Genomic DNA, 25,900 nt, shown 5'->3' on the forward strand with positions numbered 1-25,900 from the left:
TTGACCGAAGTCGATGAGGTAGGTACGCTCAGACCTTGTGCCTGGGGTGTGCCCGGGTCCTTGCGTGTGCGCCCCCAGCCTTCGGCGGGGAGGTGCCTCAGCATGCGAGGGGCCGAGGTGTCGACACCAACAATTCGCACTCTCCGAACTTTCGCAGAGGGCTGCGGTGCGCGACACACCCGACCGCGTGGGTCGGAGGAACTCCAGGTTAGCTTTACCGAGACTGGCACACAGAAACCGGAGAAACGGTGCCTACGATCCAGCAGCTGGTCCGCAAGGGCCGCCAGGACAAGGTCGAGAAGAACAAGACCCCCGCCCTCGCGGGGTCGCCGCAGCGCCGTGGGACATGCACTCGCGTGTTCACCACGACGCCGAAGAAGCCGAACTCGGCGCTCCGTAAGGTCGCGCGTGTCCGGCTGAGCAGTGGGATCGAGGTCACCGCCTACGTCCCGGGTGAGGGGCACAACCTGCAGGAGCACTCCATCGTGCTCGTGCGTGGCGGTCGTGTGAAGGACCTGCCGGGTGTTCGTTACAAGATCATCCGCGGCTCCCTCGACACGCAGGGCGTCAAGAACCGCAAGCAGGCTCGCAGCCGCTACGGCGCCAAGAAGGAGAAGTAAGAATGCCTCGTAAGGGTCCCGCCCCGAAGCGCCCGGTCATCATCGACCCGGTTTACAACTCTCCTCTGGTGACGTCCCTCATCAACAAGGTGCTGCTGAACGGCAAGCGCTCCACCGCCGAGCGCATCGTGTACGGCGCCATGGAGGGCCTGCGCGAGAAGTCCGGCAACGACCCGGTCATCACGCTCAAGCGCGCGCTGGAGAACGTGAAGCCGACCCTCGAGGTCCGCTCCCGCCGTGTCGGTGGCGCCACCTACCAGGTGCCGGTCGAGGTCCGTCCCGGCCGCTCCTCCACCCTCGCCCTGCGCTGGCTCGTGGGCTACTCCCGCGCCCGTCGTGAGAAGACCATGACCGAGCGGCTCATGAACGAGCTGCTGGACGCCAGCAACGGTCTGGGCGCCTCCGTCAAGCGGCGTGAGGACACCCACAAGATGGCCGAGTCCAACAAGGCCTTCGCGCACTACCGCTGGTAGTCGCTACCCCATCGAGAACCGAGAGAAGACTGAGCCAGATGGCCACCACTTCACTTGACCTGGCCAAGGTCCGCAACATCGGGATCATGGCCCACATCGACGCGGGCAAGACGACCACCACCGAGCGGATTCTGTTCTACACCGGCGTGAGCTACAAGATCGGTGAAGTCCACGATGGCGCCGCCACCATGGACTGGATGGAGCAGGAGCAGGAGCGCGGCATCACGATCACGTCGGCCGCGACGACCTGTCACTGGCCGCTTGAGAACGTCGATCACACCATCAACATCATCGACACCCCGGGCCACGTCGACTTCACCGTCGAGGTGGAGCGTTCGCTGCGCGTGCTCGACGGTGCCGTGACCGTGTTCGATGGCGTCGCCGGTGTGGAGCCGCAGTCCGAGACGGTGTGGCGTCAGGCGGACCGCTACGGCGTTCCGCGTATCTGCTTCGTCAACAAGCTCGACCGCACCGGTGCCGAGTTCCACCGCTGCGTCGACATGATCACGGACCGCCTGGGTGCAGTGCCGCTGGTCATGCAGCTGCCGATCGGCACCGAGGCCGACTTCAAGGGTGTCGTCGACCTCGTCACCATGAAGGCGCTGGTCTGGTCCGCCGAGGCGACCAAGGGCGAGATGTACGACACCGTCGACATCCCGGACACCCACACCGAGGCCGCCGACGAGTGGCGCGGCAAGCTGCTCGAGGGCGTCGCCGAGAACGACGAAGAGATGATGGAGCTGTACCTGGAGGGCGAGGAGCCCACCGTGGAGCAGCTGTACGCGGCGATCCGCCGCATCACCATCGCCTCCGGCAAGGGCGGCGGCACCACCGTCACCCCCGTGTTCTGTGGCACCGCGTTCAAGAACAAGGGTGTTCAGCCCCTGCTCGACGCCGTGGTCCGGTACCTCCCGTCGCCGATCGACATCGAGGCGATCGAGGGGCACTCGGTCAAGGACCCGGACGAGGTCATCAAGCGTCGTCCGTCCGAGGAGGAGCCTCTCTCGGCTCTGGCGTTCAAGATCGCGAGCGACCCGCACCTCGGCAAGCTCACCTTCATCCGTGTGTACTCCGGCCGCATGGACGCCGGCACCCAGGTGCTGAACTCCGTGAAGGGCAAGAAGGAGCGCATCGGCAAGATCTACCGGATGCACGCGAACAAGCGTGAGGAGATCGACTCGGTGGGTGCCGGCGACATCGTCGCCGTCATGGGTCTGAAGCAGACCACCACCGGTGAGACCCTCTCCGACTCGTCGAACCCGGTGATCCTGGAGTCCATGGACTTCCCGGCCCCGGTCATCGAGGTGGCCATCGAGCCGAAGTCCAAGGGCGACCAGGAGAAGCTCGCCGTCGCGATCCAGCGGCTTGCCGAGGAGGACCCGTCCTTCCGCGTCAAGACCGACGAGGAGACCGGCCAGACGATCATCTCCGGCATGGGCGAGCTGCACCTGGACGTGCTGGTCGACCGTATGCGCCGCGAGTTCAAGGTCGAGGCCAACGTCGGTAAGCCGCAGGTGGCCTACCGCGAGACGCTGCGCAAGGCGGTCGAGCGGTACGACTACACGCACAAGAAGCAGACTGGTGGTTCCGGCCAGTTCGCGAAGGTGCAGATCGCGCTGGAGCCGCTCGAGGGCGACGGCTACGAGTTCGAGAACAAGGTCACCGGTGGCCGTATCCCGCGGGAGTACATCCCGTCCGTGGACGCGGGCTGCCAGGAGGCCATGGAGTTCGGCGTGCTCGCGGGCTACCCGCTGACCGGTGTGAAGGTCACCCTGCTCGACGGTGGCTACCACGAGGTCGACTCGTCCGAGATGGCGTTCAAGATCGCCGGTTCGATGGCCTTCAAGGAGGCTGCCCGCAAGGCCAGCCCGGCCCTGCTCGAGCCGATGATGAAGGTCGAGGTCACCACGCCCGAGGACTACATGGGTGACGTGATCGGCGACATCAACTCCCGTCGCGGGCAGATCCAGTCCATGGAGGACCGGAGCGGCGCCAAGCTGGTCACCGGCCTGGTTCCGCTGTCGGAGATGTTCGGCTACGTGGGCGACCTGCGCAGCAAGACGTCCGGCCGCGCCAGCTACTCCATGCAGTTCGACTCCTACGCCGAGGTTCCGCGGAACGTCGCCGAGGAGATCATCGCGAAGGCCAAGGGCGAGTAAGGCGGGTTCATCCGCTTTCCTCACCCTTTAGGCTGGAAGCACAAGGCATCGGGGCATTCGTCGTGGAGCGCGTCCACCGCGTTCCATGACGGGGCCCTTGGCGCCGGCCCCCCAGACGAATACGGCGAAGGGCATCCCCCTCGGGGTCCTGGCCGGTTCGGTAAGAAAACCTGAACCCATCCGCAAAGCGTGGATGCGTTACAGAACCACTCCACAGGAGGACCCCAGTGGCGAAGGCGAAGTTCGAGCGGACTAAGCCGCACGTCAACATCGGCACCATCGGTCACATCGACCACGGTAAGACCACGCTTACCGCTGCGATCACCAAGGTGCTGCACGACGCGTACCCGGACCTGAACGAGGCCTCGGCCTTCGACCAGATCGACAAGGCTCCTGAGGAGCGCCAGCGCGGTATTACGATCTCCATCGCGCACGTCGAGTACCAGACCGAGTCGCGTCACTACGCGCACGTTGACTGCCCCGGTCACGCGGACTACATCAAGAACATGATCACCGGTGCCGCGCAGATGGACGGCGCCATCCTCGTGGTCGCCGCCACCGACGGCCCGATGCCGCAGACCAAGGAGCACGTGCTCCTGGCCCGCCAGGTCGGCGTGCCGTACATCGTTGTCGCCCTGAACAAGGCCGACATGGTGGACGACGAGGAGATCCTGGAGCTCGTCGAGCTCGAGGTCCGCGAGCTGCTCTCCGAGTACGAGTTCCCGGGCGACGACGTTCCGGTCGTCAAGGTCTCGGCGCTCAAGGCGCTCGAGGGTGACGCCGAGTGGGGCAAGTCCGTCCTCGACCTGATGAAGGCCGTCGACGAGTCGATCCCGCAGCCCGAGCGTGACGTCGACAAGCCGTTCCTGATGCCGATCGAGGACGTCTTCACCATCACCGGTCGCGGTACGGTCGTCACCGGCCGTATCGAGCGCGGTGTGCTGAAGGTCAACGAGAACGTCGACATCATCGGCATCAAGCAGGAGAAGACCTCGACCACCGTCACCGGTATCGAGATGTTCCGCAAGCTGCTCGACGAGGGCCAGGCCGGTGAGAACGTCGGTCTGCTGCTCCGCGGCATCAAGCGCGAGGACGTCGAGCGCGGCCAGGTCATCATCAAGCCGGGTTCGGTCACTCCGCACACCGAGTTCGAGGCCCAGGCGTACATCCTGTCCAAGGACGAGGGTGGCCGCCACACGCCGTTCTTCAACAACTACCGTCCGCAGTTCTACTTCCGTACCACGGACGTGACGGGCGTTGTGACCCTCCCCGAGGGCACCGAGATGGTCATGCCGGGCGACAACACCGAGATGTCCGTCCAGCTGATCCAGCCGGTCGCCATGGAGGAGGGCCTGAAGTTCGCCATCCGTGAGGGTGGCCGGACCGTCGGCGCCGGCCAGGTCACCAAGATCAACAAGTGACCTGACGCTCCCCGGAGCAAAGAGCCCCATTCGCCACTGGCGGGTGGGGCTCTTTCGTATGTGGGTACCCGGCCGTCCACATCGAAGCCGCGTTCGACTTCGGGAGCGAACAGATGATGACAAATGGCAAGATCACGGTCGCGGTCGTGGGAGGCTACCTCCTCGGGCGCACCAAGAAGGCGAAACTCGCCTTCGGGCTGGGCATGTTGCTGGCCGGTAAGAAGATCACGTTGGATCCGCAGCAGCTGAAGAAGTCCCTCGCCGAGATGCCGCTGCTGAGCGGCCTCAACGGACAGGTGCGTCAGGAACTCGTCGACGCCACCCGGCAGGCCGCGACCAAGGCCGTGTCCGACCGGGTGGGCGGCCTCGCCGATTCGCTGCATGAGCGCACCGCGTTGCTGCGCGGTGAGAGCGAGGACGGCCGGGACGAGGACGCCCGGGATGAGGACCGCGCCGAGGACGAGGAGCCCGCCGAGCGCGAGGAGGCCGACGCGGACTCCGAGCCGAAGCGGAAACCGAAGCCGCCGAAGCCTGCCCGCAAGGCGGCGGCCAAGGCCCCGGCCCGTCCGGCGAAGAAGACGGCCGCCTCCGACTCCGGCAAGGCGAAGAAGACCGCCGCCTCGGGCGCCGCCCGGGCCAAGAAGACCGCCAGGACCGCGGGGGGCCGCAATGGCTGACACGCTGGGCAAGCTCAAGGACGACATCGTCGGCAACCCGGCCACCGACCGGCTCAAGGACGAGCTGCGCAACTACGTCCAGGCGCGGGCGACACATGCGATCTCCGGCCTCGGCACGGGCCTCGCCAAGGGCGCGCAGTCCCTCGCCGAGGGCAAGTCGCCGGGGCAGGCGCTGATGAAGGCCGGCTCGTCCCAGCTGAAGGATTCACTCAAGGAATCGCTGAAGGAGAAGGTCAAGGGTGCCTTCGGCAAGGGCCGGGGGAAGAGCGGAGGCGGCAAGTCGAAGAGTGTGACGGTCGTCGAGGACATCGACGTCGGGGTGCCGGTCCGCGAGGCGTACGACCAGTGGACCCAGTTCCAGGAGTTCAGCACCTTCGCCAAGGGGGTCGTCAGCGTCGAGAAGGCCGACGACACCAGCAGCAACTGGAAGGTGAAGGTCGCCAAGTCCACCCGTAGCTGGCGGGCGAACGTCACCGAGCAGGTGCCCGATGAGCGGATCACCTGGACCACCGAGGGTGCGAAGGGCACCGTGAAGGGCGTCGTCACCTTCCATCCGCTCGGCGACAACCTCACCCGGGTGCTGTTGGTCCTGGAGTACTTCCCCAAGGGCCTCTTCGAGAAGACCGGCAACATCTGGCGGGCCCAGGGCCGACGGGCGCGCCTCGACCTGAAGCTCTACCGCAAGTTCATCATGATGCGCGGCGAGGCCACGGACGGCTGGCGCGGCGAGATCCGGGACGGCGAGGTCGTACGCGACCACGAGACGGCCGTGGAGGAGGAAGAGCGCGACAACGCCGAGGACGAGGCCGGGGGAGAAGCCGATGAGTCGCGGTCCGAGTCCGGCGACGAAGGCGACGCCGGGGAAGAGCGCGCGGACGAGGCGGAGGACGCGTACGACGACGAGGACGGCGCGGCCGCGGATGCGGATGAGGCGCCGGAGGAGGAGTACGAGGAGGAACCCGAAGACGCCGGGTCCGAGCCGGAATCCGGTCTCGAGGAGGACGAGGAGGAGCCGGAGGACACCGAGGACGCCGAGGCATACGAGGAGTCCGAAGAGCCTGAAGAGGTCGAGGAACCCGAGGCCGCACGCCCCCGACGGCGTGCCGCCGCGGCCCGGCGCTGAGCGCGCGCACCAACGCGCCCCCGGCCCAGGGCCGGATATGACGGGGCCCCACCCGGACCGGAGACGGCGGGTGGGGCCCGGTCATGTCGTACGGCTATCGGCAAAACCAGACGGCGAACGCGAATCCGGCGAGGCAGGGGGACGCGGCCGGGTCACGTCGCCCTGCCACCAGGCCGGTGGGGACGAGGGCCGCGACGACGCCTCTGGCCGGGGGCTGGAGCCGATCCCGCGCCGCGTGGACGTCGCGCGGAGGCGCGGGCCGGACGCGGATCGGGGATGCCGCCCGGAGTGGCCCCGCAGCAGGGGGTGGCCATGGGCGCGCGGTAGCAGCCGGGTCGGGGAGGCGCCGTACGGAGGAAGGCCATGGGCGGGTCGTACCAGGCACCCCGCCCGGAGGTGCCGTACCAGGGACACGGCCGCGCGGGGGTGTGTGCCGGGCGCGGGCCGGGGGCGGCGTCCCCGGCCCGCCCCACCCGGTGGTCGGTCGGGCCGTCAGGCCCGTTTCGTGGGGCGTGGGCGCCAGATCCAGGGGGTGGCGTCCGGGGCCATGCCCACCACGCAGACGCCCTGGTGCCCGTCGTCCGCCAGCAGTGCCGGGGCGCCGACCGGGATCAGATGGCCGGGGGAGCGCAGGGGCCTGGCGTCCGGGCCGGTGCCGTACTGGACCTGGACCTCCCCACCCAGGTCGCGGCCGGCCAGCAGCAGCGTCTTCGCCTCGCTGCGGCCGGACGGTCCGGCCACGGTGTGCGCGGCGATCGCCCCGTAGCCCTCGAAGTGCCGCACCGTGAGCGAGGTGTCGTCGCCGTGGACGGCGGGCACGGTGGCCGCGGGGGTGCGGTAGACCAGCGCGAGCGAGCCGTCGGGGGCCACCGCGGCGCCCAGCGGATCCCCGCCGGGGCGCGGCAGACCGGCCGGCGGGCGCAGCGCGACCGGGCCACCGGCCCACTCCTGGGCCCAGTGGTGGACGGTGTCGCGGCCGGCGGCGAGAACATGGACCTGCCCCTCCGCGTCCAGCAGTGCGGTCAGCCCGTCCTGGACCTCGGCGCCGCCGAGCCGCTGCCAGGGACTCCAGTGGCCGCTCCCGTCCCGTACGCGGGTGGCCAGGCCCTTGTCCGCGGTCCGTACGAAGAGATGGACCCGGCCGTCGGCGGTGGCGACCGCCGCCGGGCAGCCGACCCGGCGGCCGTGTTCGGTGCTGGTCTCGGGGGTGCCGAGTCCGGTCCAGGCGCGGAACGGGCCGTCCGGGCGGCGCTGTTCCAGCACCACGATCTCGCGCAGGTCGGCCGCGCCTTGGCCGCCCAGCGCCGCGAACCGCAGGCCGAACAGCACCTGACGCCCCGCGCTGTCCCGCACCGCGGCGAGCGCGGGGGCGAGTGGTCCGCCGCCGAGCCCCAGCGGCGTCCCGAACCGCCCGCTGCCGGGCGCCGTCTCGCGCCACCGCACGGCCTGGGTGCCGAGCACGCCGTACGCCACGAGCCGGCCCTGGGCGTCGGTGGTGGGGGCGGGCAGGGTGGTGGAGTAGCGGTAGTGGGTGGAGCGGATCCAGCCCTTGCGGTTCCGCAGCGGGCGCACCCCGCCCTGGCTGTAGTCGCCGCAACCGGCCGCGTTGCCGCAGTCCCACTCCGGGGCGCCGCCGTAGGACTTGATGACCCGTGCCTTCCGGGCGAGCACCGCGGGCGGCAGATTGTGCGGCCAGCGCTGGTTGTAGTAGCCGCGGAACGCGGTGGTGGTGAAGCGCGGGGCGTGCTTGTCCCGCTGGGTCGCCGCGGCCACCCACTGGGCGATCGCCTTCCAGGCGAACAGCGCGACCGGGGTGTGGTCGCGGTGGTCCGAGCACCCCGGCTGATCGTTGTCCTTGGGGTGCAGCGCGTCGTGCACCTGGAAGTCGGGGTCCGGGTCCAGCGTGTGGATCAGCGTGGGCCGATAGCGGTCCATGAGCTCCGCGAGCACGTCGACCAACGTCCGATGGCCGTACGAACTCGGGTGCGGCACGGGGGAGCCGGTGGCCGGCAGGGTGCTCATCACCGTGCCCGGGGTGCTCCACAGCGCGGGGATCCGTACGCCGCCCTCCGACAGCATCGCGATGTTGAGGAAGATCAGCCGGACCCTGCGGGCGCCGTTGGCAAGGGTGTTGGTCTCCGCGGTGACCCCGCCGGGCAGCCGCAGCACCGACTGCTGCCAGGGCGCGAACTGGTTGAGCCCGATCATCCGCGCGTACGCCTGCCGCAGCCCCTGATGGCGGGAGGCGGAGTAGGCGGCCTTGTCGGCGGGCGGGATCGGCGTCCCCGCCTGGTGGTTGATCCCCCGGGCCTCACCGGCCGTCACGTACACGCACACCACCGGGACGCCGGAGCGCAGCACCTGCTCGGCGTCCGGGTTCATGAAGTACAGATCGTCGTCGGGGTGCGCCATGATCTGCAGCAGCAGCGCCTGCTTGTCGCCCACCGTCGAGGTGAAGGGCTCCGCCGCCCCGGGGGCACCCGCCCGCGCGGGCGCGGCGGGCACGGATGCCGTACCGCGCGAGCCCCCACCGCCGCAACCGGCGACTCCGGCGACCCCGGCCGCTCCGGCGGCGGTGAGTGCCGTCAGCGCGGCCAGCGTCTGCCTGCGGGTGGTGCCCGTCCCCCGCACTGTCCATCGACTGTTCAATTTGGTGACCCTGTCACTTCGGCAGCACGTAGTCTCCGGCTGCTCCGAGTGAAAGGACGGGCGGTGATCTTGACAGGTTGTCCGATGTCCGGGAGGTATCGGTCACAGACCGGACACATCGTCTTTCGCTGCGAGGGTGTGCGGGCACGCGGGCGCGGGGGCGCGGGACACGCGGGCGCGGGGCGCGGGACACGCGGGCGCCCCTGACGGGGGAGCCGGTTCGCTCAGTCGGCGATCAGCACCCCGAGCACCGCGAGCCAGCAGGCCGCCACCAGCACGGGCAGCAACATCATGATCGCGCCGGTCGGGGAGACCTTCAGATAGGCGGAGCCGGGGTCGTCGGTGCGGCGATTGACGATCCGCTCGCCGCCGTGCCAGGCCATGTACTCCTCGAGCTCGATCACCGCCTCCTTGCGCGCCAGAAGGTACTGACGGCCGAAGCGCAGCATCAGCGAGAAGCCCAGCGACACCCCGATGCCGATGATCGCGATGATCACCGCAAGCCCCTTGCCGAGGCTGCCTCCCGCGCCCTCCTTGCCGAGGCAGAAGGCGGTGGCGGCCGCGAGGCCCGCCGTGATGTAGAAGAAGTTGTTCAGCTTCTGCCAGTTGAGGTTGTCCTCGTGCTTGTAGAGGTCCACCGCGATCCCGTACTGCGCGTGCAGCATCGCCTCACGCGGTTTGCGCCACACCCACACCACCCGGGGCAGCCCGTCCGGCGGGGTCAGCCGGGTCAGCTCCTGGAAGCCGAGCTTGTGGTGGAAGCGCGCGGACGCGTCGTTGGGCGGATCGTTGACCACGGCGGCGATCACCGGGCTCTCGTGCCACTGGTCGAGGACGTGGTAGTAGAGCATCGAGGCGATCCCGGTCCGCGCCGCGTCCCGGGCCACACAGATCTGCTTGATCACCAGGAAGCTGCCGAGCGCCGTCTTGATCCGGCGGTTCAGCCATTCGTCCGGCTCGACCTGGTCGGAGCTGTAGGCCAGCAGGAACGCCAGCACCTGTCCGCCCTTGACCGCCACATAGAAGTGCTCGGAGCTCTCCAGCCGGGCGCGGTAGTCGGCCTCGGTGTACGCCGAGACCAGGAAGCCGCCCTCCGTCGAGCCGCCCTCCGCCGGGCCCTGGGCGCCATCCGGCCCGTTCAGGCTCCGTGACTCGGCGAGGCGCGCGATCTGCGCCACGTGCTCCTCGCCCGCCCGTAAGATCTCCACCCGCAGCGGCACACCGGCCATCCCGATCCCCCCTCTTCTCGGCGCGCCGAAACTACCGTGGGCCGGGTACGCCGCACCAGGATGCGTGGGGGCCGCGGGAGCGCTGGTCGCGGGTTTGAGTGCTCACTCGTAGGGGGTATGCTTCCCCGCTCCCTGATTGGCGTCGGCGGTGCCCGCTATGGCACACTGACCAGGTTGCTCGGTTGAGTGCCGATGCTGCGCGCCTCTCGCCGGGAGGACTGGAAGCGAGTCCCACGGTACTCGTCGCCCCTGATCAGGGGCGGAAGTACGGGAATCTTCCGGGAAGCGTCAGCGGGGCCCCAGCCAGGCACCCGGTGGGTGACTTTCTCCCCCAGCAACCCCCTTCACCAGGGATCTCCATGTGGAGATTTATGAGAAGGACTGCGACACGCCCGACCGCGTGGGTCGGAAGTGGGGTGGAGGAGGACGCGAACGCCGCCGGGTCCCAGAGCGTTACGAGAGACAGGACTACGAAGTAGCCATGGCGGGACAGAAGATCCGCATCCGGCTCAAGGCCTACGACCACGAGGTCATCGACTCCTCGGCGAAGAAGATCGTCGAGACGGTGACCCGCACTGGTGCGTCGGTCGCGGGCCCGGTGCCGCTGCCCACAGAGAAGAACGTGTACTGCGTCATCAAGTCGCCGCACAAGTACAAGGACTCGCGCGAGCACTTCGAGATGCGTACGCACAAGCGCCTCATCGACATCCTCGACCCCACGCCGAAGACCGTCGACTCGCTGATGCGTCTCGACCTGCCGGCGGGCGTCGACATCGAGATCAAGCTCTGAGGTGACGCGCGAGATGGCTAAGCAGATCAAGGGCGTCCTGGGCGAGAAGCTCGGCATGACGCAGGTGTGGGACGAGAACAACCGTGTCGTCCCGGTCACCGTCGTCAAGGCCGGTCCCTGCGTCGTGACCCAGGTCCGCACCGATGACGCGGACGGCTACAGCGCCGTCCAGATCGCCTTCGGCGAGATCGACCCGCGCAAGGTGAACAAGCCCCTCAAGGGCCACTTCGCCAAGGCCGATGTGACCCCGCGCCGCCACCTGGTGGAGCTGCGTACCACCGACGCCGGTGAGTACACGCTCGGCCAGGAAGTCACGGCCGAGGTGTTCGAGTCCGGTGTCAAGGTCGACGTGACCGGCACCAGCAAGGGCAAGGGCACCGCCGGTGTCATGAAGCGCCACGGCTTCGGCGGCCTCGGCGCCGGCCACGGCACCCAGCGCAAGCACCGCTCGCCGGGCTCCATCGGTGGCTGCGCCACCCCGGGCCGCGTGTTCAAGGGCCTGCGCATGGCCGGCCGCATGGGCAATGAGCGGGTCACCACCCAGAACCTGACCGTCCACGCCGTTGACGCGGAGAAGGGCCTGCTCCTGATCAAGGGAGCGGTTCCTGGTCCGAACGGCGGCCTCGTCCTGGTCCGTACCGCGGCCAAGGGGGCCTGAGGTAACCGATGAGCACCATTGACATCCTTTCGCCGGCTGGCGACAAGGCCGGGACCGTCGAGCTCCCCTCGGAGATCTTCGACGCGCAGGTCAGCGTTCCGCTGATCCACCAGGTCGTCGTCGCCCAGCTGGCCGCTGCCCGCCAGGGCACGCACAAGACCAAGACCCGCGGTGAGGTCCGAGGCGGTGGCAAGAAGCCCTACCGCCAGAAGGGCACCGGCCGCGCGCGCCAGGGCTCGACCCGCGCGCCGCAGTTCGCCGGCGGTGGCGTCGTGCACGGTCCCGTGCCGCGCGACTACAGCCAGCGCACCCCGAAGAAGATGAAGGCCGCCGCGCTGCGCGGTGCCCTCTCCGACCGGGCGCGCCACGAGCGGATCCACGTCGTGACCGGCGTGGTGGACGGCGACATCTCCACCAAGGCCGCGAAGACCCTGCTGGGCAAGATCAGCGAGCGCAAGAACCTGCTCCTGGTCGCCGAGCGGAGCGACGAGGCCGCGTGGCTGTCCGCCCGCAACCTGCCCCAGGTGCACATCCTGGAGCCGGGCCAGCTGAACACGTACGACGTGCTCGTCTCCGACGACGTGGTCTTCACCAAGGCCGCCTTCGAGTCCTTCGTGGCTGGTCCCAAGGCCGCTGAGAAGACCGAAGGGAGCGCCGCCTGATGAGTGAGGCGACCGCTGTCACCAGCAAGACCTTCACCGACCCCCGCGACGTGCTCGTCAAGCCGGTGGTCTCGGAGAAGAGCTACGCGCTGCTGGACGAGAACAAGTACACGTTCATCGTCGACCCGCGCGCGAACAAGACCCAGATCAAGCAGGCCGTCGAGGCGGTCTTCTCGGTCAAGGTCACCGGGGTCAACACGATCAACCGGCAGGGCAAGCGCAAGCGCACCCGCACCGGGTACGGCAAGCGCAAGGACACCAAGCGCGCCATCGTGACCCTCGCCGAGGGCGACCGCATCGACATCTTCGGCGGCCCGGTCTCCTAACGGAGATCGGAACGTCCAGAAGTCCGGAATCTTCCGAGGACTGAGAAATGGGTATCCGCAAGTACAAGCCGACGACCCCGGGCCGTCGTGGCTCCAGCGTCGCCGACTTCGTCGAGATCACGCGGTCCACGCCGGAGAAGTCGCTGGTCCGCCCGCTGCACAGCAAGGGTGGTCGTAACAACGCCGGCCGCATCACGGTCCGCCACCAGGGTGGCGGTCACAAGCGTGCGTACCGCGTGATCGACTTCCGCCGTCACGACAAGGACGGCGTCCCGGCGAAGGTCGCACACATCGAATACGACCCCAACCGCACCGCGCGCATCGCGCTGCTGCACTACGCCGACGGCGAGAAGCGCTACATCCTCGCGCCGCGCGGCCTGACGCAGGGCGACCGGATCGAGAACGGCCCCGGCGCCGACATCAAGCCCGGTAACAACCTCTCGCTGCGCAACATCCCGGTTGGTACCACGCTCCACGCCATCGAGCTGCGGCCCGGCGGCGGCGCGAAGTTCGCCCGCTCCGCGGGTGCCTCCGTGCAGCTGCTGGCGAAGGAGGGCTCCATGGCCCACCTCCGCATGCCGTCCGGTGAGATCCGCCTGGTCGACGTCCGCTGCCGCGCCACCGTCGGCGAGGTCGGCAACGCCGAGCAGTCGAACATCAACTGGGGCAAGGCCGGCCGCATGCGCTGGAAGGGCGTCCGCCCGACCGTTCGTGGTGTGGTCATGAACCCCGTCGACCACCCGCACGGTGGTGGTGAGGGCAAGACCTCCGGTGGTCGCCACCCGGTCTCGCCGTGGGGTCAGAAGGAGGGCCGTACGCGCTCGCCGAAGAAGGCCAGCAACAAGTACATCGTCCGCCGCCGCAAGACGAACAAGAAGCGCTAGGAGCGGGTTTAGATGCCGCGCAGTCTCAAGAAGGGGCCCTTCGTCGACGACCACCTGATCAAGAAGGTGGATGTCCAGAACGAAGCCGGCACCAAGAACGTCATCAAGACCTGGTCCCGCCGCTCGATGATCGTCCCGGCCATGCTCGGCCACACGATCGCGGTGCACGACGGCCGCAAGCACGTCCCGGTGTTCGTCACCGAGTCGATGGTCGGCCACAAGCTCGGCGAGTTCGCGCCGACCCGCACCTTCCGCGGCCACGAGAAGGACGACCGTAAGTCGCGTCGTCGCTGATCGGCGGAAGAGACTCATGACAGACACCGAAGGGACAACCATGGAAGCCAGGGCCCAGGCGCGGTACATCCGCGTCACGCCCATGAAGGCCCGCCGCGTGGTGGACCTCATCCGTGGCATGAGTGCCACGGAGGCTCAGGCGGTCCTGCGTTTCGCCCCGCAGGCCGCGAGCGTGCCGGTCGGCAAGGTGCTGGACAGCGCCATCGCCAACGCCGCGCACAACTACGACCACACCGACGCCGACAGCCTCTTCATCTCCGAGGCGTACGTCGACGAGGGCCCGACCCTGAAGCGGTTCCGTCCGCGTGCCCAGGGCCGCGCCTACCGGATCCGCAAGCGGACCAGCCACATCACCGTGGTCGTCAGCAGCAAGGAAGGAACCCGGTAATGGGCCAGAAGGTTAACCCGCACGGGTTCCGGCTCGGCATCACCACCGACTTCAAGTCGCGCTGGTACGCCGACAAGCTGTACAAGGACTACGTCAAGGAAGACGTCGCCATCCGCCGGATGATGACGAAGGGCATGGAGCGCGCGGGCATCTCCAAGGTGGAGATCGAGCGCACCCGTGACCGCGTCCGCGTCGACATCCACACCGCCCGGCCGGGCATCGTCATCGGCCGTCGCGGCGCGGAGGCCGACCGTATCCGCGGCGAGCTGGAGAAGCTGACCGGCAAGCAGGTGCAGCTCAACATCCTCGAGGTGAAGAACCCCGAGGTCGACGCTCAGCTGGTGGCCCAGGCCGTCGCCGAGCAGCTCTCCTCCCGCGTCTCCTTCCGTCGTGCGATGCGCAAGTCGATGCAGAGCTCGATGAAGGCCGGTGCCAAGGGCATCAAGATCCAGTGTGGTGGCCGTCTCGGCGGCGCCGAGATGTCCCGCTCGGAGTTCTACCGCGAGGGCCGTGTGCCCCTGCACACGCTCCGCGCGAACGTCGACTACGGCTTCTTCGAGGCCAAGACCACCTTCGGCCGCATCGGCGTCAAGGTGTGGATCTACAAGGGCGACGTGAAGAACATCGCCGAGGTCCGTGCCGAGAACGCCGCCGCCCGCGCCGGCAACCGCCCGTCGCGCGGTGGCAGCGACCGCCCGCAGCGCCGTGGTGGCGAGCGCGGTGGCCGTGGCCGTAAGCCGCAGCAGCAGCAGAGCGCCCCCGCCGAGGCCCCCAAGGCCGAGGCCACCGCCGCTCCGGCTGCTGAGAGCACTGGAACGGAGGCCTGACCGACATGCTGATCCCTCGCAGGGTCAAGCACCGCAAGCAGCACCACCCCAAGCGGTCCGGCATGGCCAAGGGCGGCACGGAGCTGGCGTTCGGCGAGTACGGCATCCAGGCCGTCACCCCGGCGTACGTCACCAACCGTCAGATCGAGGCCGCTCGTATCGCGATGACCCGCCACATCAAGCGTGGCGGCAAGGTCTGGATCAACATCTACCCGGACCGTCCGCTGACGAAGAAGCCTGCCGAGACCCGCATGGGTTCCGGTAAGGGTTCGCCGGAGTGGTGGGTCGCGAACGTCAAGCCCGGCCGGGTGATGTTCGAGCTGTCCTTCCCGAACGAGAAGACTGCGCGTGAGGCGCTCACCCGCGCTGCTCACAAGCTCCCGATGAAGTGCCGGATCGTGCGGCGCGAGGCAGGTGAGTCGTGATGGCGGCCGGTACCAAGGCGTCCGAGCTGCGTGAGCTGAACAACGAGGACCTCGTTGGCAAGCTCCGTGAGGCCAAGGAAGAGCTGTTCAACCTCCGCTTCCAGGCGGCGACCGGACAGCTTGAGAACCACGGCCGGCTGAAGGCCGTCCGCAAGGACATCGCCCGGATCTACACCCTGATGCGGGAGCGCGAGCTCGGCATCGAGACGGTGGAGAGCGCCTGATGAGCGAGACGAATGTGACTGAGAACGCAACGCAGAACCGCGGCTTCCGCAAGACCCGTGAGGGTCTGGTCGTCAGCGACAAGATGGACAAGACCGTCGTCGTCGCCGTCGAGGACCGCGTCAAGCACGCGCTGTACGGCAAGGTCATCCGCCGTACGAACAAGCTCAAGGCGCACGACGAGCAGAACGCCGCGGGTGTCGGCGACCGTGTCCTCCTGATGGAGACCCGGCCGCTGTCCGCGACCAAGCGCTGGCGCGTCGTCGAGATCCTCGAGAAGGCCAAGTAATTCCTGCGGGCAATAGTCCGCAGGACAGTTCCGCCAGGCTCGGCAGGGGCTGGACATATCCAGCCCCTGCCGGGAACCGGCAGACGATCAGGAGATAGACGTGATCCAGCAGGAGTCGCGACTGCGCGTCGCCGACAACACGGGCGCGAAGGAAATCCTTTGCATCCGTGTTCTCGGTGGCTCCGGTCGCCGCTACGCGGGCATCGGTGACGTCATCGTCGCCACCGTCAAGGACGCGATCCCCGGTGGCAACGTGAAGAAGGGTGACGTCGTCAAGGCGGTCATCGTGCGCACCGTCAAGGAGCGCCGCCGCCCGGACGGCTCGTACATCCGCTTCGACGAGAACGCGGCCGTCATCCTCAAGAACGATGGCGACCCCCGTGGCACCCGTATCTTCGGCCCGGTGGGCCGTGAGCTGCGCGAGAAGAAGTTCATGAAGATCATCTCGCTCGCGCCGGAGGTGCTGTAACCGATGAAGATCAAGAAGGGCGACCTGGTCCAGGTCATCACCGGTAAGGACAAGGGCAAGCAGGGCAAGGTCATCGCGGCCTTCCCGCGCGAGGACCGTGTCCTGGTCGAGGGTGTCAACCGGGTCAAGAAGCACACCAAGGCCGGACAGACCGCTCGTGGTTCGAAGACCGGCGGCATCGTGACGACCGAAGCCCCGATCCACGTGAGCAACGTGCAGCTCGTGGTGGAGAAGGACGGCAACAAGGTCGTCACCCGCGTCGGGTACCGCTTCGACGACGAGGGCAACAAGATCCGCGTTGCCAAGCGGACCGGTGAGGACATCTGATGACTGCCACCACCACTGCACCGCGCCTCAAGGCGCGCTACCGCGAAGAGATCCAGGGCAAGCTGCAGGAGCAGTTCTCCTACGAGAACGTCATGCAGATCCCGGGTCTGACCAAGGTCGTGGTCAACATGGGTGTGGGCGACGCCGCCCGCGACTCCAAGCTGATCGAGGGCGCCATCCGCGACCTCTCCACGATCACCGGCCAGAAGCCCGCCGTCACCAAGGCCCGTAAGTCCATCGCGCAGTTCAAGCTGCGTGAGGGCCAGCCGATCGGCGCCCACGTCACCCTCCGCGGTGACCGCATGTGGGAGTTCCTGGACCGTCTGGTGTCGCTCGCGCTGCCGCGCATCCGCGACTTCCGCGGTCTGTCGCCGAAGCAGTTCGACGGCCGGGGCAACTACACCTTCGGTCTCACGGAGCAGGTCATGTTCCACGAGATCGACCAGGACAAGATCGACCGCGTCCGGGGTATGGACATCACCGTGGTGACCACGGCGACCAACGACGACGAGGGCCGCGCCCTGCTGCGTCACCTCGGCTTCCCGTTCAAGGAGGCGTGAGCCGTGGCGAAGAAGGCTCTCATTGCCAAGGCCGCCCGCAAGCCCAAGTTCGGCGTGCGTGGATACACGCGCTGCCAGCGTTGCGGACGTCCGCACTCCGTCTACCGCAAGTTCGGCCTGTGCCGCGTGTGCCTTCGTGAGATGGCTCACCGTGGCGAGCTGCCGGGCGTGACCAAGAGCTCCTGGTAATCGACCCTTACGGGTTGATACCGGGCTCTCGGTAAGCAAATGGATGGCGAGCCCCGCCCGTCCACTCCCGTAGAGTGGAACGGTTGGGCGCTCGCCGCCCAGAATCCTTACTACGCCGTAGGTCCCCGCGCCGCACCCGTGCCCACCGTGAGTGGGTGAGAGGGATGGCGCATACAGGAAACCCCGGCGAGAGAGGCCGAAGGCCATCATGACCATGACCGATCCGATCGCAGACATGCTGACACGTCTGCGAAACGCGAACTCGGCGTATCACGACTCCGTCCAGATGCCCCACAGCAAGATCAAGTCGCATATCGCGGAGATCCTCCAGCAGGAGGGCTACATCACCGGCTGGAAGGTCGAGGACGCCGAGGTCGGCAAGAACCTCACCCTCGAGCTGAAGTTCGGCCCGAACCGCGAGCGCTCGATCGCCGGCATCAAGCGGATTTCGAAGCCGGGCCTGCGGGTCTACGCAAAGTCCACCAACCTGCCGAAGGTGCTCGGCGGCCTGGGCGTGGCGATCATCTCCACGTCGCACGGGCTCCTCACCGACAAGCAGGCCGGCAAGAAGGGCGTGGGTGGGGAAGTCCTCGCCTACGTCTGGTAACCAGGGAACGGAGGAAGCACATGTCGCGCATTGGCAAGCTGCCCATCCAGGTTCCCGCTGGTGTGGACGTCACCATCGATGGCCGCACGGTCGCCGTGAAGGGCCCCAAGGGTTCTCTCTCGCACACCGTCGCCGCGCCGATCGATGTCGCCAAGGGTGAGGACAACACGCTCGTTGTCATCCGCCCCAACGACGAGCGTCAGAACAAGGCCCTGCACGGCCTGTCCCGCACGCTGGTGGCGAACATGATCACCGGCGTGACCGAGGGCTACAGCAAGGCGCTCGAGATCAGCGGTGTGGGTTACCGCGTCCAGGCCAAGGGCTCCAACCTGGAGTTCGCCCTGGGCTACAGCCACCCGATCGTGGTCGAGGCCCCCGAGGGCATCACCTTCAAGGTGGAGTCCCCGACCAAGCTGAGCGTCGAGGGCATCGACAAGCAGAAGGTCGGCGAGGTCGCCGCGAACATCCGCAAGCTGCGCAAGCCCGACCCGTACAAGGCCAAGGGCGTGAAGTACGCGGGCGAGGTCATCCGCCGCAAGGTCGGAAAGGCTGGTAAGTAAGCCATGGCATACGGTGTGAAGATCGCCAAGGGCAACGCCCGTAAGGCGGCTGCCGTCAAGCGGCGTCACATCCGCGTCCGCAAGCGGGTCTCCGGCACGCCGGTCCGTCCTCGCCTCGTGGTGACGCGGTCCAACCGTCACATGGTGGCGCAGGTCATCGACGACATCGCGGGCCACACGCTGGCCTCGGCGTCGACGCTGGACAGCGCCATCCGGGCGGCCGAGGGCGACAAGAGCGCCCAGGCGCAGCAGGTCGGCGCGCTGGTGGCCGAGCGGGCGAAGGCCGCGGGCATCGAGGCCGTCGTGTTCGACCGTGGTGGCAACAAGTACGCCGGGCGGATTGCCGCTCTGGCGGACGCCGCCCGCGAGGCCGGGCTGAAGTTCTGAGCCCCGGTTCCAACGCAAAGCGGAAACGAGAGAGGTAAATCCAATGGCTGGACCCCAGCGCCGCGGTGGCGGCGCCGGTGGCGGCGAGCGGCGGGACCGGAAGGACCGGCGGGACGGTGGCGCTGCCGCCGAGAAGACCGCTTACGTCGAGCGTGTTGTCGCGATCAACCGCGTCGCCAAGGTTGTGAAGGGTGGTCGTCGCTTCAGCTTCACCGCGCTGGTCGTGGTGGGCGACGGTGACGGCACCGTGGGTGTCGGTTACGGCAAGGCCAAGGAGGTGCCGGCCGCGATCGCCAAGGGCGTGGAGGAGGCCAAGAAGCACTTCTTCAAGGTCCCCCGGATCGCCGGCACCATCCCGCACCCGATCCAGGGTGAGCAGGCCGCGGGTGTCGTGCTGCTGAAGCCGGCGTCCCCCGGTACCGGTGTGATCGCCGGTGGCCCGGTGCGCGCCGTGCTGGAGTGCGCGGGCATCCACGACGTGCTCAGCAAGTCGCTCGGTTCGTCGAACCCGATCAACATCGTGCACGCCACGGTGGCCGCTCTGCAGGGCCTTCAGCGCCCCGAGGAGATCGCCGCCCGCCGTGGTCTGCCGCTGGAGGACGTCGCCCCCGCCGCTCTGCTGCGGGCGCGTGCCGGGGTGGGTGTGTGAGCATGGCCCGCCTGAAGATCACGCAGACGAAGTCCTACATCGGCAGCAAGCAGAACCACCGCGACACCCTGCGTTCGCTCGGGCTGAAGAAGCTCGGCGACGTGGTTGTCAAGGAGGACCGCCCCGAGTTCCGCGGCATGGCGACCACCGTGCGGCACCTCGTGACGGTCGAGGAGGTCGACTGAGATGGCGGAGAACAACCCGCTGAAGGTCCACAACCTCCGGCCCGCCCCGGGCGCCAAGACCGCCAAGACCCGTGTCGGTCGTGGTGAGGCGTCCAAGGGTAAGACCGCTGGTCGTGGCACCAAGGGCACCAAGGCCCGCTACCAGGTTCCGGAGCGCTTCGAGGGTGGGCAGATGCCCCTCCACATGCGGCTCCCGAAGCTCAAGGGCTTCAAGAACCCGTTCCGTACCGAGTACCAGGTCGTGAACCTGGACAAGCTGGCCGCGCTCTACCCGCAGGGTGGCGAGGTCACGGTGGCCGATCTGGTCGCCAAGGGTGCGGTGCGCAAGAACCAGCTCGTCAAGGTGCTGGGCTCCGGTGAGGTCTCCGTGGCGCTCCAGGTGACGGTCGACGCCGTCTCCGGCTCCGCCAAGGAGAAGATCACCGCTGCCGGTGGCACCGTCACCGAGCTCGTCTGAGCACGGTGCACACCCGACCGGGGATGCTCCAGATACGGGGCATCCCCGGTTGGTCGTTCCAAGCGGGGCCAGGTCGCCGGTAAGGTGGCGTGCGTTGTTACCTTCCGCGCGGTACGCCTCCGCGCGGGTCCTGGCTGATAAGTATTCGTCGATCCTCAAGACCGTCACCTCTCGCGCACGCACGCGGGGGGCGCAGGAGGCACCGTGCTCACCGCGTTCGCCCGGGCGTTCAAGACGCCCGACCTGCGCAAGAAGCTGCTGTTCACGCTGGGCATCATCGTGCTCTTCAGGCTCGGGCAACATATCCCGATCCCGGGCATCGACTACAAGAACGTCCAGACGTGCATGGACCTCGCCAAGGGCCAGCAGGGGCTGTTCGGCCTGGTCAACATGTTCAGTGGTGGCGCACTGCTCCAGATCACCATCTTCGCGCTCGGGATCATGCCGTACATCACGGCGAGCATCATCCTGCAGCTGCTGACCGTGGTGATCCCGCGTCTCGAGGCCCTCAAGAAGGAGGGTCAGGCCGGGCAGTCGAAGATCACGCAGTACACCCGCTATCTGACGATCGCGCTGGCGATTCTGCAGGGCACCGGCCTGGTGGCCACCGCCCGCAGCGGCTCGCTCTTCCAGAGCTGCCCCGTCGGCGGCCAGATCGTCCGGGACGACTCGATCTTCACTACCGCCGTGATGGTCATCACGATGACCGCCGGCACCGCGCTGATCATGTGGCTCGGTGAGCTGGTCACCGACCGCGGCATCGGCAACGGCATGTCGATCCTGATGTTCGTCTCGATCGCCGCCGGTTTCCCGAGCGCGATGTGGAGCATCAAGCAGCAGGGCAAGATCATGGGGGGCTGGCTGGAGTTCGGCCTGGTGATCCTCTGTGGTCTGGCCATGGTCGGCCTGGTGGTCTTCGTCGAGCAGGCCCAGCGCCGGATCCCGGTGCAATACGCCAAGCGCATGATCGGCCGTCGCTCGTACGGCGGTACGTCCACCTACATCCCGATGAAGGTGAACCAGGCGGGTGTGATCCCCGTGATCTTCGCCTCATCGCTGCTGTACATTCCGGCGCTGATCGTCCAGTTCTCCAATTCGAAGGCCGGCTGGGCGACCTGGATCTCGCAGAACTTCGTCAAGGGCGACCACCCGGTCTACATCGCCACGTACTTCCTGCTGATCGTCTTCTTCGCATTCTTCTATGTCGCCATCAGCTTCAACCCCGAAGAAGTTGCCGACAACATGAAGAAGTATGGTGGGTTCATCCCGGGTATCCGGGCTGGTCGTCCCACCGCGGAGTATCTGAGCTACGTGCTGAACCGCATCACGTGGCCCGGTGCGCTCTATCTGGGCTTGATCGCCCTGGTGCCCACGGTGGCACTGGTGACGCTCAACGCCAATCAGAACTTCCCGTTCGGCGGCACGAGCATCCTGATCATCGTGGGTGTCGGCCTGGAGACTGTGAAGCAGATCGAGAGCCAGCTTCAGCAGCGACACTACGAAGGGTTCCTCCGCTGATGCGAATCGTCCTCGTCGGGCCTCCGGGAGCCGGCAAGGGTACGCAGGCCGCGTACCTTGCCGAGAAGCTGTCGATCCCGCATATCTCCACAGGCGACCTGTTCCGCGCGAACATCAGCCAGGGCACCGCCCTCGGCAAGCAGGCGCAGGAGTACATGCGGGCCGGACAACTGGTACCGGACGAGGTCACCATCGGCATGGCGGAGGACCGGCTGGACCAGCCGGACGCACAGCCGGGCTTCCTGCTGGACGGGTTCCCGAGGAACCAGATCCAGGCCGAGGCCCTGGACACCTACCTGGGCGAGCGCGGTGTCTCGCTGGACGCGGTGCTGGACCTGGAGGTCCCCGAGTCCGAGGTGATCAAGCGCATCGCGGGCCGTCGTACCTGCCGTCAGGACAGCTCGCACACGTTCCATGTGGAGTACAAGCCGCCGAAGGCCGCGGGCGTGTGCGACGCCTGTGGCGGCGAGCTGTACCAGCGCGAGGACGACAGCGAGGAGACGGTCCGCAAACGACTCGAGGTCTACCACCGCGAGACCGAGCCGATCATCGACTACTACAAGGCCAAGGGCCTGGTCGTGACGATCTCGGCGCTCGGCAAGGTGTCCGAGGTCACGCAGCGGGCGATGGACGCCCTGGCGGCCAAGGCGGCCTAGAGAACAGAGCTGATCGGCCGCGATGCCCCGCCCGGGGTGTCGCGGCCGTACTGTTGAGCAGAACTGATGGACGCGGAAGGCTGAGTGATGGTGGAGATCAAGACTCCCGAGCAGATCGCGAAGATGCGTGAGGCGGGACTGGTCGTCGCCGCCATCCACGAGGCGACGCGGGCGGCCGCCGTCCCCGGCGCCACCACCAAGGACCTGGACGACGTCGCCCGTAAGGTCATCGCCGACCACGGCGCCAAGTCGAACTTCCTGGGCTACGGCGGCTTCCCCGCCACGATCTGCACCTCGGTGAACGACATCGTGGTGCATGGCATCCCGGACCAGGAGACCGTCCTCAAGGACGGCGACATCATCTCCATCGACGCGGGCGCGATCGTGGACGGCTGGCACGGCGACGCCGCCTTCACCGCCTTCGTGGGCACCGGTCACGCCCCGGAGCTGTACGAGCTCAGCCGGGTGACCGAGGAGTCGATGTGGGCCGGGATCGCGGCGGTCCGCAAGGGCCACCGGCTCATCGACATCTCCAAGGCGATCGAGGGCTACATCCGCCGCCAGCCTCGCCCGGCCTCCGGCAAGTACGGGATCATCGAGGATTACGGCGGCCATGGCATCGGCACCCAGATGCACATGGACCCGCATCTGCTGAATTACGTCTCCAAGAAGCGCGGCAAGGGCCCGCGGCTGGGCCCCGGCTTCTGCATCGCGATCGAGCCCATGGTGAGCCTGGGCACCGCGAAGACGCATGTGCTGTCCGACGACTGGACCGTCAAGACGGACGACGGGACCTGGTCCAGCCACTGGGAGCACTCGGTCGCGCTGACCGAGGAGGGCCCGCTGGTGCTGACCGCCGTCGACGGCGGCAAGGCCAAGCTGGCCGAGCTGGGCGTGGAGGCCGCGCCCGATCCCCTGGCCTGACGATCTCCGTGGGCATAAAGATCTCGATGCCGGGGCATCATGCCCCGGATTCGTGTTTCGGGATGCCCTGACGTAGACTGACACGTCGGCTCACGCATGCCCTCCCGCATGTGGCGAGCCGATCAAGGTAGCCGATCCCGAAAGCAGGACATGGCCAAGAAGCAAGGCGCCATCGAAATCGAGGGCACCGTGATCGAGTCTCTGCCGAACGCGATGTTCAAGGTGGAGCTTCAGAACGGTCACAAGGTCCTCGCGCACATCAGCGGCAAGATGCGTATGCACTACATCCGCATCCTGCCCGATGACCGGGTCGTGGTGGAGCTGTCTCCGTACGACCTCACGCGCGGACGGATCGTCTACCGCTACAAGTAGATCTCACGACCCGGAGAACCTCACACCATGAAGGTCAAGCCGAGCGTCAAGAAGATCTGCGACAAGTGCAAGGTGATCCGCCGCCACGGCCGGGTCATGGTCATCTGCGACAACCTGCGCCACAAGCAGCGCCAGGGCTGACGCACACCGGCCGGATATCCTGCACCACTCGCAGCATCTTCGCGCGACGTCATAGCTTTGCGTACATACGCAGTCACCCGTTCCCGCCTCGCGGGGACGACACCCCCGGTCGGAGGCCGGGGACCCGATAGCCGTGCGAACGGTGGCCGGGAGTGGTGCTGCGGAAGACCTCCGACAACCATCTGGAGCCAGATTCATGGCACGCCTCGCAGGCGTTGATCTCCCGCGCGAAAAGCGCGTCGAGGTCGCCCTCACCTACGTCTTCGGCATCGGTCGCACCCTTGCCCAGCAGACGCTCGCCAACACCGGTGTGAACCCGGACACCCGCGTTCGTGACCTGGGCGAAGAAGACCTGGTCAAGATCCGCGAGTACGTGGACAACAACATCAAGACCGAGGGTGACCTCCGTCGCGAGATCCAGGCCGACATCCGCCGCAAGGTCGAGATCGGCTGCTACCAGGGTCTGCGCCACCGCCGCGGCCTTCCGGTCCACGGCCAGCGCACCAGCACCAACGCCCGCACCCGCAAGGGCCCGCGTCGCGCCATCGCCGGTAAGAAGAAGCCGGGCAAGAAGTAGTCCGCACCGGACGCTGTCAAGCGGTCCGAGCTGTAGGACCGACCACCTCCACGGGAGATTTCAGGAATGCCTCCGAAGAGCAGGACGGCCGGCGCCAAGAAGGTGCGCCGCAAGGAGAAGAAGAACGTCGCCCACGGGCACGCTCACATCAAGAGCACGTTCAACAACACCATCGTCTCGATCACGGACCCGACCGGGAATGTGATCTCTTGGGCCTCTGCCGGCCACGTCGGCTTCAAGGGCTCGCGCAAGTCCACTCCGTTCGCCGCGCAGATGGCCGCCGAGTCGGCCGCCCGCCGCGCGCAGGAGCACGGCATGCGCAAGGTCGACGTGTTCGTCAAGGGTCCGGGCTCCGGCCGTGAGACCGCGATCCGCTCGCTCCAGGCCACCGGCCTGGAGGTGGGTTCGATCCAGGACGTCACTCCGACTCCGCACAACGGATGCCGCCCGCCCAAGCGTCGGCGCGTCTGACCCGCTGAAGTAGGAGACAACAAAAACAATGGCGCGTTACACCGGGGCCGACTGCAAGCGTTGCCGTCGGGAGAAGCAGAAGCTCTTCCTCAAGGGGAGCAAGTGCGAGAGCGCGAAGTGCCCGATCGAGATCCGTCCTTACCCCCCGGGTGAGCACGGTCGCGGGCGCACCAAGGACAGCGAGTACCTGCTGCAGCTCCGTGAGAAGCAGAAGGCGACCCGCATCTACGGCGTCCTTGAGAAGCAGTTCCGTGGCTACTACGCGGAGGCGAACAAGAAGTCCGGCAAGACCGGCGAGAACTTGCTTCGCATCCTCGAGACCCGCCTCGACAACGTGGTCTACCGGGCCGGCTTCGCCAAGTCCCGCGACCACGCCCGTCAGCTGGTCCGCCACGGCCACATCAACGTGAACGGCCGCAAGACCGACATCCCGTCGGCCCGCGTCACCGTGAACGACATCATCGAGGTCCGCACGAAGTCCCGGACCCTGACCCCCTTCCAGGTGGCTCAGGCCGAGGCGGGCGAGCGCACGGTGCCGGCGTGGCTCGAGGCCATTCCGTCGCAGCTGCGGATCCTCGTGCACTCCATGCCCGAGCGCCAGGTGATCGACACCCAGGTGCAGGAGCAGCTCATCGTCGAGCTCTACTCCAAGTAGTAGATCGCTGGACGATACGGGCGGTACGGAGCCGTTTGGCGCGTACCGCCCGTACCATTGAAGGGTTCGGCGTCAAATAG

At 67.5% G+C, this 25,900-nt stretch carries 37 protein-coding genes; 35 read left to right on the forward strand and 2 right to left on the reverse strand.

Annotated elements, in window-relative coordinates; translation table 11 throughout:
- Window positions 1–248 precede the first annotated feature (248 nt).
- The 6 genes from rpsL to BLV72_RS19890 all read left to right on the forward strand — a co-directional run bounded on the left by rpsL (window position 249) and on the right by BLV72_RS19890 (window position 6,473).
- On the forward strand, window positions 249–620 hold the full coding sequence (rpsL, locus tag BLV72_RS19865) for a 30S ribosomal protein S12 (protein ID WP_014054153.1): 372 nt from the start codon (window positions 249–251) through the stop codon (window positions 618–620).
- Between the two features lie 2 nt (window positions 621–622).
- The gene (rpsG, locus tag BLV72_RS19870) at window positions 623–1,093 is read left to right on the forward strand and encodes a 30S ribosomal protein S7 (protein ID WP_014178748.1); all 471 of its coding nucleotides are present in this window, start codon (window positions 623–625) and stop codon (window positions 1,091–1,093) included.
- 38 nt (window positions 1,094–1,131) lie between these two features.
- Complete coding sequence (gene fusA, locus BLV72_RS19875) at window positions 1,132–3,252, forward strand: elongation factor G (protein ID WP_059148978.1); 2,121 nt, start codon at window positions 1,132–1,134, stop codon at window positions 3,250–3,252.
- 227 nt (window positions 3,253–3,479) lie between these two features.
- On the forward strand, window positions 3,480–4,673 hold the full coding sequence (tuf, locus tag BLV72_RS19880) for an elongation factor Tu (RefSeq protein WP_037952879.1): 1,194 nt from the start codon (window positions 3,480–3,482) through the stop codon (window positions 4,671–4,673).
- A gap of 116 nt (window positions 4,674–4,789) precedes the next feature.
- Window positions 4,790–5,350, forward strand: a complete 561-nt coding sequence (locus BLV72_RS19885) for a hypothetical protein (protein ID WP_244320864.1) — start codon at window positions 4,790–4,792, stop codon at window positions 5,348–5,350.
- Window positions 5,343–6,473, forward strand: coding sequence for an SRPBCC family protein (locus tag BLV72_RS19890; RefSeq protein WP_093463848.1), 1,131 nt, complete (start codon window positions 5,343–5,345; stop codon window positions 6,471–6,473). The genes BLV72_RS19885 and BLV72_RS19890 overlap by 8 nt, the downstream gene beginning before the upstream one ends.
- A 492-nt stretch (window positions 6,474–6,965) precedes the next feature.
- Here BLV72_RS19890 and BLV72_RS19895 read toward each other — a convergent pair whose 3' ends face one another.
- Together BLV72_RS19895 and BLV72_RS19900 are read right to left on the reverse strand one after the other, a co-directional pair.
- Window positions 6,966–9,122 (reverse strand): PIG-L family deacetylase, encoded by a 2,157-nt coding sequence (locus BLV72_RS19895; RefSeq protein ID WP_244320866.1) that lies wholly within the window; start codon window positions 9,120–9,122, stop codon window positions 6,966–6,968.
- Window positions 9,123–9,346: 224 nt separating this feature from the next.
- On the reverse strand, window positions 9,347–10,351 hold the full coding sequence (locus tag BLV72_RS19900; protein ID WP_093463851.1) for a GNAT family N-acetyltransferase: 1,005 nt from the start codon (window positions 10,349–10,351) through the stop codon (window positions 9,347–9,349).
- Window positions 10,352–10,832: 481 nt separating this feature from the next.
- On the opposite strand from BLV72_RS19900, the gene rpsJ reads away from it, so the two are divergent.
- The 29 genes from rpsJ (at window position 10,833) to rpsD (ending at window position 25,820) form a co-directional block, all read left to right on the forward strand.
- Window positions 10,833–11,141 carry a 30S ribosomal protein S10 gene (rpsJ, locus tag BLV72_RS19905; RefSeq protein ID WP_003948644.1) on the forward strand — a complete coding sequence of 103 codons (309 nt, stop codon included), beginning with the start codon at window positions 10,833–10,835 and terminating at the stop codon, window positions 11,139–11,141.
- A 13-nt stretch (window positions 11,142–11,154) separates the two neighbouring features.
- Window positions 11,155–11,799, forward strand: coding sequence for a 50S ribosomal protein L3 (gene rplC, locus BLV72_RS19910; RefSeq protein WP_093470442.1), 645 nt, complete (start codon window positions 11,155–11,157; stop codon window positions 11,797–11,799).
- An 8-nt stretch (window positions 11,800–11,807) separates the two neighbouring features.
- Window positions 11,808–12,461 carry a 50S ribosomal protein L4 gene (gene rplD / locus BLV72_RS19915; protein WP_093463853.1) on the forward strand — a complete coding sequence of 218 codons (654 nt, stop codon included), beginning with the start codon at window positions 11,808–11,810 and terminating at the stop codon, window positions 12,459–12,461.
- Window positions 12,461–12,787 (forward strand): 50S ribosomal protein L23, encoded by a 327-nt coding sequence (gene rplW, locus BLV72_RS19920; protein ID WP_020869260.1) that lies wholly within the window; start codon window positions 12,461–12,463, stop codon window positions 12,785–12,787. Before rplD ends, rplW begins: the two co-directional genes overlap by 1 nt.
- Window positions 12,788–12,834: 47 nt before the next feature.
- Window positions 12,835–13,671 (forward strand): 50S ribosomal protein L2, encoded by an 837-nt coding sequence (gene rplB / locus BLV72_RS19925; protein WP_059148971.1) that lies wholly within the window; start codon window positions 12,835–12,837, stop codon window positions 13,669–13,671.
- A gap of 12 nt (window positions 13,672–13,683) precedes the next feature.
- Window positions 13,684–13,965, forward strand: a complete 282-nt coding sequence (gene rpsS / locus BLV72_RS19930) for a 30S ribosomal protein S19 (protein ID WP_014178772.1) — start codon at window positions 13,684–13,686, stop codon at window positions 13,963–13,965.
- A 40-nt stretch (window positions 13,966–14,005) separates the two neighbouring features.
- On the forward strand, window positions 14,006–14,353 hold the full coding sequence (gene rplV, locus BLV72_RS19935; protein WP_059148970.1) for a 50S ribosomal protein L22: 348 nt from the start codon (window positions 14,006–14,008) through the stop codon (window positions 14,351–14,353).
- On the forward strand, window positions 14,353–15,180 hold the full coding sequence (rpsC, locus tag BLV72_RS19940) for a 30S ribosomal protein S3 (protein ID WP_014054169.1): 828 nt from the start codon (window positions 14,353–14,355) through the stop codon (window positions 15,178–15,180). Before rplV ends, rpsC begins: the two co-directional genes overlap by 1 nt.
- 5 nt (window positions 15,181–15,185) lie before the next feature.
- Window positions 15,186–15,605: a 50S ribosomal protein L16 gene (gene rplP / locus BLV72_RS19945; RefSeq protein WP_014054170.1), complete on the forward strand. Its 420-nt coding sequence runs from the start codon at window positions 15,186–15,188 to the stop codon at window positions 15,603–15,605.
- Complete coding sequence (gene rpmC, locus BLV72_RS19950) at window positions 15,605–15,829, forward strand: 50S ribosomal protein L29 (protein ID WP_009715874.1); 225 nt, start codon at window positions 15,605–15,607, stop codon at window positions 15,827–15,829. Before rplP ends, rpmC begins: the two co-directional genes overlap by 1 nt.
- Window positions 15,829–16,116 carry a 30S ribosomal protein S17 gene (gene rpsQ, locus BLV72_RS19955; RefSeq protein WP_014054172.1) on the forward strand — a complete coding sequence of 96 codons (288 nt, stop codon included), beginning with the start codon at window positions 15,829–15,831 and terminating at the stop codon, window positions 16,114–16,116. Before rpmC ends, rpsQ begins: the two co-directional genes overlap by 1 nt.
- Window positions 16,117–16,216: 100 nt before the next feature.
- Window positions 16,217–16,585, forward strand: a complete 369-nt coding sequence (gene rplN, locus BLV72_RS19960; protein WP_003998823.1) for a 50S ribosomal protein L14 — start codon at window positions 16,217–16,219, stop codon at window positions 16,583–16,585.
- Between the two features lie 3 nt (window positions 16,586–16,588).
- Window positions 16,589–16,912, forward strand: a complete 324-nt coding sequence (gene rplX, locus BLV72_RS19965) for a 50S ribosomal protein L24 (RefSeq protein WP_014054173.1) — start codon at window positions 16,589–16,591, stop codon at window positions 16,910–16,912.
- Entirely contained in the window at window positions 16,912–17,472 is a 561-nt protein-coding gene (gene rplE, locus BLV72_RS19970; RefSeq protein ID WP_014054174.1) for a 50S ribosomal protein L5, read from the forward strand. The genes rplX and rplE overlap by 1 nt, the downstream gene beginning before the upstream one ends.
- Window positions 17,473–17,475: 3 nt before the next feature.
- The gene (locus tag BLV72_RS19975; protein ID WP_003948630.1) at window positions 17,476–17,661 is read left to right on the forward strand and encodes a type Z 30S ribosomal protein S14; all 186 of its coding nucleotides are present in this window, start codon (window positions 17,476–17,478) and stop codon (window positions 17,659–17,661) included.
- Window positions 17,662–17,869: 208 nt separating this feature from the next.
- Entirely contained in the window at window positions 17,870–18,268 is a 399-nt protein-coding gene (gene rpsH / locus BLV72_RS19985; protein ID WP_093463854.1) for a 30S ribosomal protein S8, read from the forward strand.
- 20 nt (window positions 18,269–18,288) lie between these two features.
- Window positions 18,289–18,828: a 50S ribosomal protein L6 gene (rplF, locus tag BLV72_RS19990; RefSeq protein ID WP_093463856.1), complete on the forward strand. Its 540-nt coding sequence runs from the start codon at window positions 18,289–18,291 to the stop codon at window positions 18,826–18,828.
- A gap of 3 nt (window positions 18,829–18,831) precedes the next feature.
- Window positions 18,832–19,215: a 50S ribosomal protein L18 gene (gene rplR, locus BLV72_RS19995; protein WP_059148968.1), complete on the forward strand. Its 384-nt coding sequence runs from the start codon at window positions 18,832–18,834 to the stop codon at window positions 19,213–19,215.
- Window positions 19,216–19,258: 43 nt separating this feature from the next.
- A complete protein-coding gene (rpsE, locus tag BLV72_RS20000; protein ID WP_093463857.1) occupies window positions 19,259–19,864 on the forward strand; it encodes a 30S ribosomal protein S5 in 606 nt (201 codons plus the stop codon).
- A gap of 2 nt (window positions 19,865–19,866) precedes the next feature.
- Entirely contained in the window at window positions 19,867–20,049 is a 183-nt protein-coding gene (gene rpmD / locus BLV72_RS20005; protein ID WP_009715866.1) for a 50S ribosomal protein L30, read from the forward strand.
- A gap of 1 nt (window position 20,050) precedes the next feature.
- Window positions 20,051–20,506 carry a 50S ribosomal protein L15 gene (gene rplO, locus BLV72_RS20010; protein WP_059148967.1) on the forward strand — a complete coding sequence of 152 codons (456 nt, stop codon included), beginning with the start codon at window positions 20,051–20,053 and terminating at the stop codon, window positions 20,504–20,506.
- 204 nt (window positions 20,507–20,710) lie between these two features.
- On the forward strand, window positions 20,711–22,024 hold the full coding sequence (gene secY / locus BLV72_RS20015; RefSeq protein ID WP_093463859.1) for a preprotein translocase subunit SecY: 1,314 nt from the start codon (window positions 20,711–20,713) through the stop codon (window positions 22,022–22,024).
- Window positions 22,024–22,680: an adenylate kinase gene (locus BLV72_RS20020; protein WP_093463860.1), complete on the forward strand. Its 657-nt coding sequence runs from the start codon at window positions 22,024–22,026 to the stop codon at window positions 22,678–22,680. The genes secY and BLV72_RS20020 overlap by 1 nt, the downstream gene beginning before the upstream one ends.
- Before the next feature lie 87 nt (window positions 22,681–22,767).
- Complete coding sequence (gene map / locus BLV72_RS20025; protein WP_059148964.1) at window positions 22,768–23,604, forward strand: type I methionyl aminopeptidase; 837 nt, start codon at window positions 22,768–22,770, stop codon at window positions 23,602–23,604.
- Window positions 23,605–23,754: 150 nt separating this feature from the next.
- Complete coding sequence (gene infA / locus BLV72_RS20030) at window positions 23,755–23,976, forward strand: translation initiation factor IF-1 (RefSeq protein WP_003956442.1); 222 nt, start codon at window positions 23,755–23,757, stop codon at window positions 23,974–23,976.
- A gap of 27 nt (window positions 23,977–24,003) precedes the next feature.
- On the forward strand, window positions 24,004–24,117 hold the full coding sequence (gene rpmJ / locus BLV72_RS20035) for a 50S ribosomal protein L36 (RefSeq protein ID WP_003956441.1): 114 nt from the start codon (window positions 24,004–24,006) through the stop codon (window positions 24,115–24,117).
- Window positions 24,118–24,313: 196 nt separating this feature from the next.
- A complete protein-coding gene (rpsM, locus tag BLV72_RS20040; RefSeq protein ID WP_014054183.1) occupies window positions 24,314–24,694 on the forward strand; it encodes a 30S ribosomal protein S13 in 381 nt (126 codons plus the stop codon).
- 66 nt (window positions 24,695–24,760) lie between these two features.
- Entirely contained in the window at window positions 24,761–25,165 is a 405-nt protein-coding gene (gene rpsK, locus BLV72_RS20045; protein ID WP_009715860.1) for a 30S ribosomal protein S11, read from the forward strand.
- 28 nt (window positions 25,166–25,193) lie between these two features.
- The gene (rpsD, locus tag BLV72_RS20050; RefSeq protein WP_059148963.1) at window positions 25,194–25,820 is read left to right on the forward strand and encodes a 30S ribosomal protein S4; all 627 of its coding nucleotides are present in this window, start codon (window positions 25,194–25,196) and stop codon (window positions 25,818–25,820) included.
- Window positions 25,821–25,900 lie beyond the last annotated feature (80 nt).

This window comes from Streptomyces melanosporofaciens (assembly GCF_900105695.1).
GTDB classification, from domain to species: domain Bacteria; phylum Actinomycetota; class Actinomycetes; order Streptomycetales; family Streptomycetaceae; genus Streptomyces; species Streptomyces antimycoticus.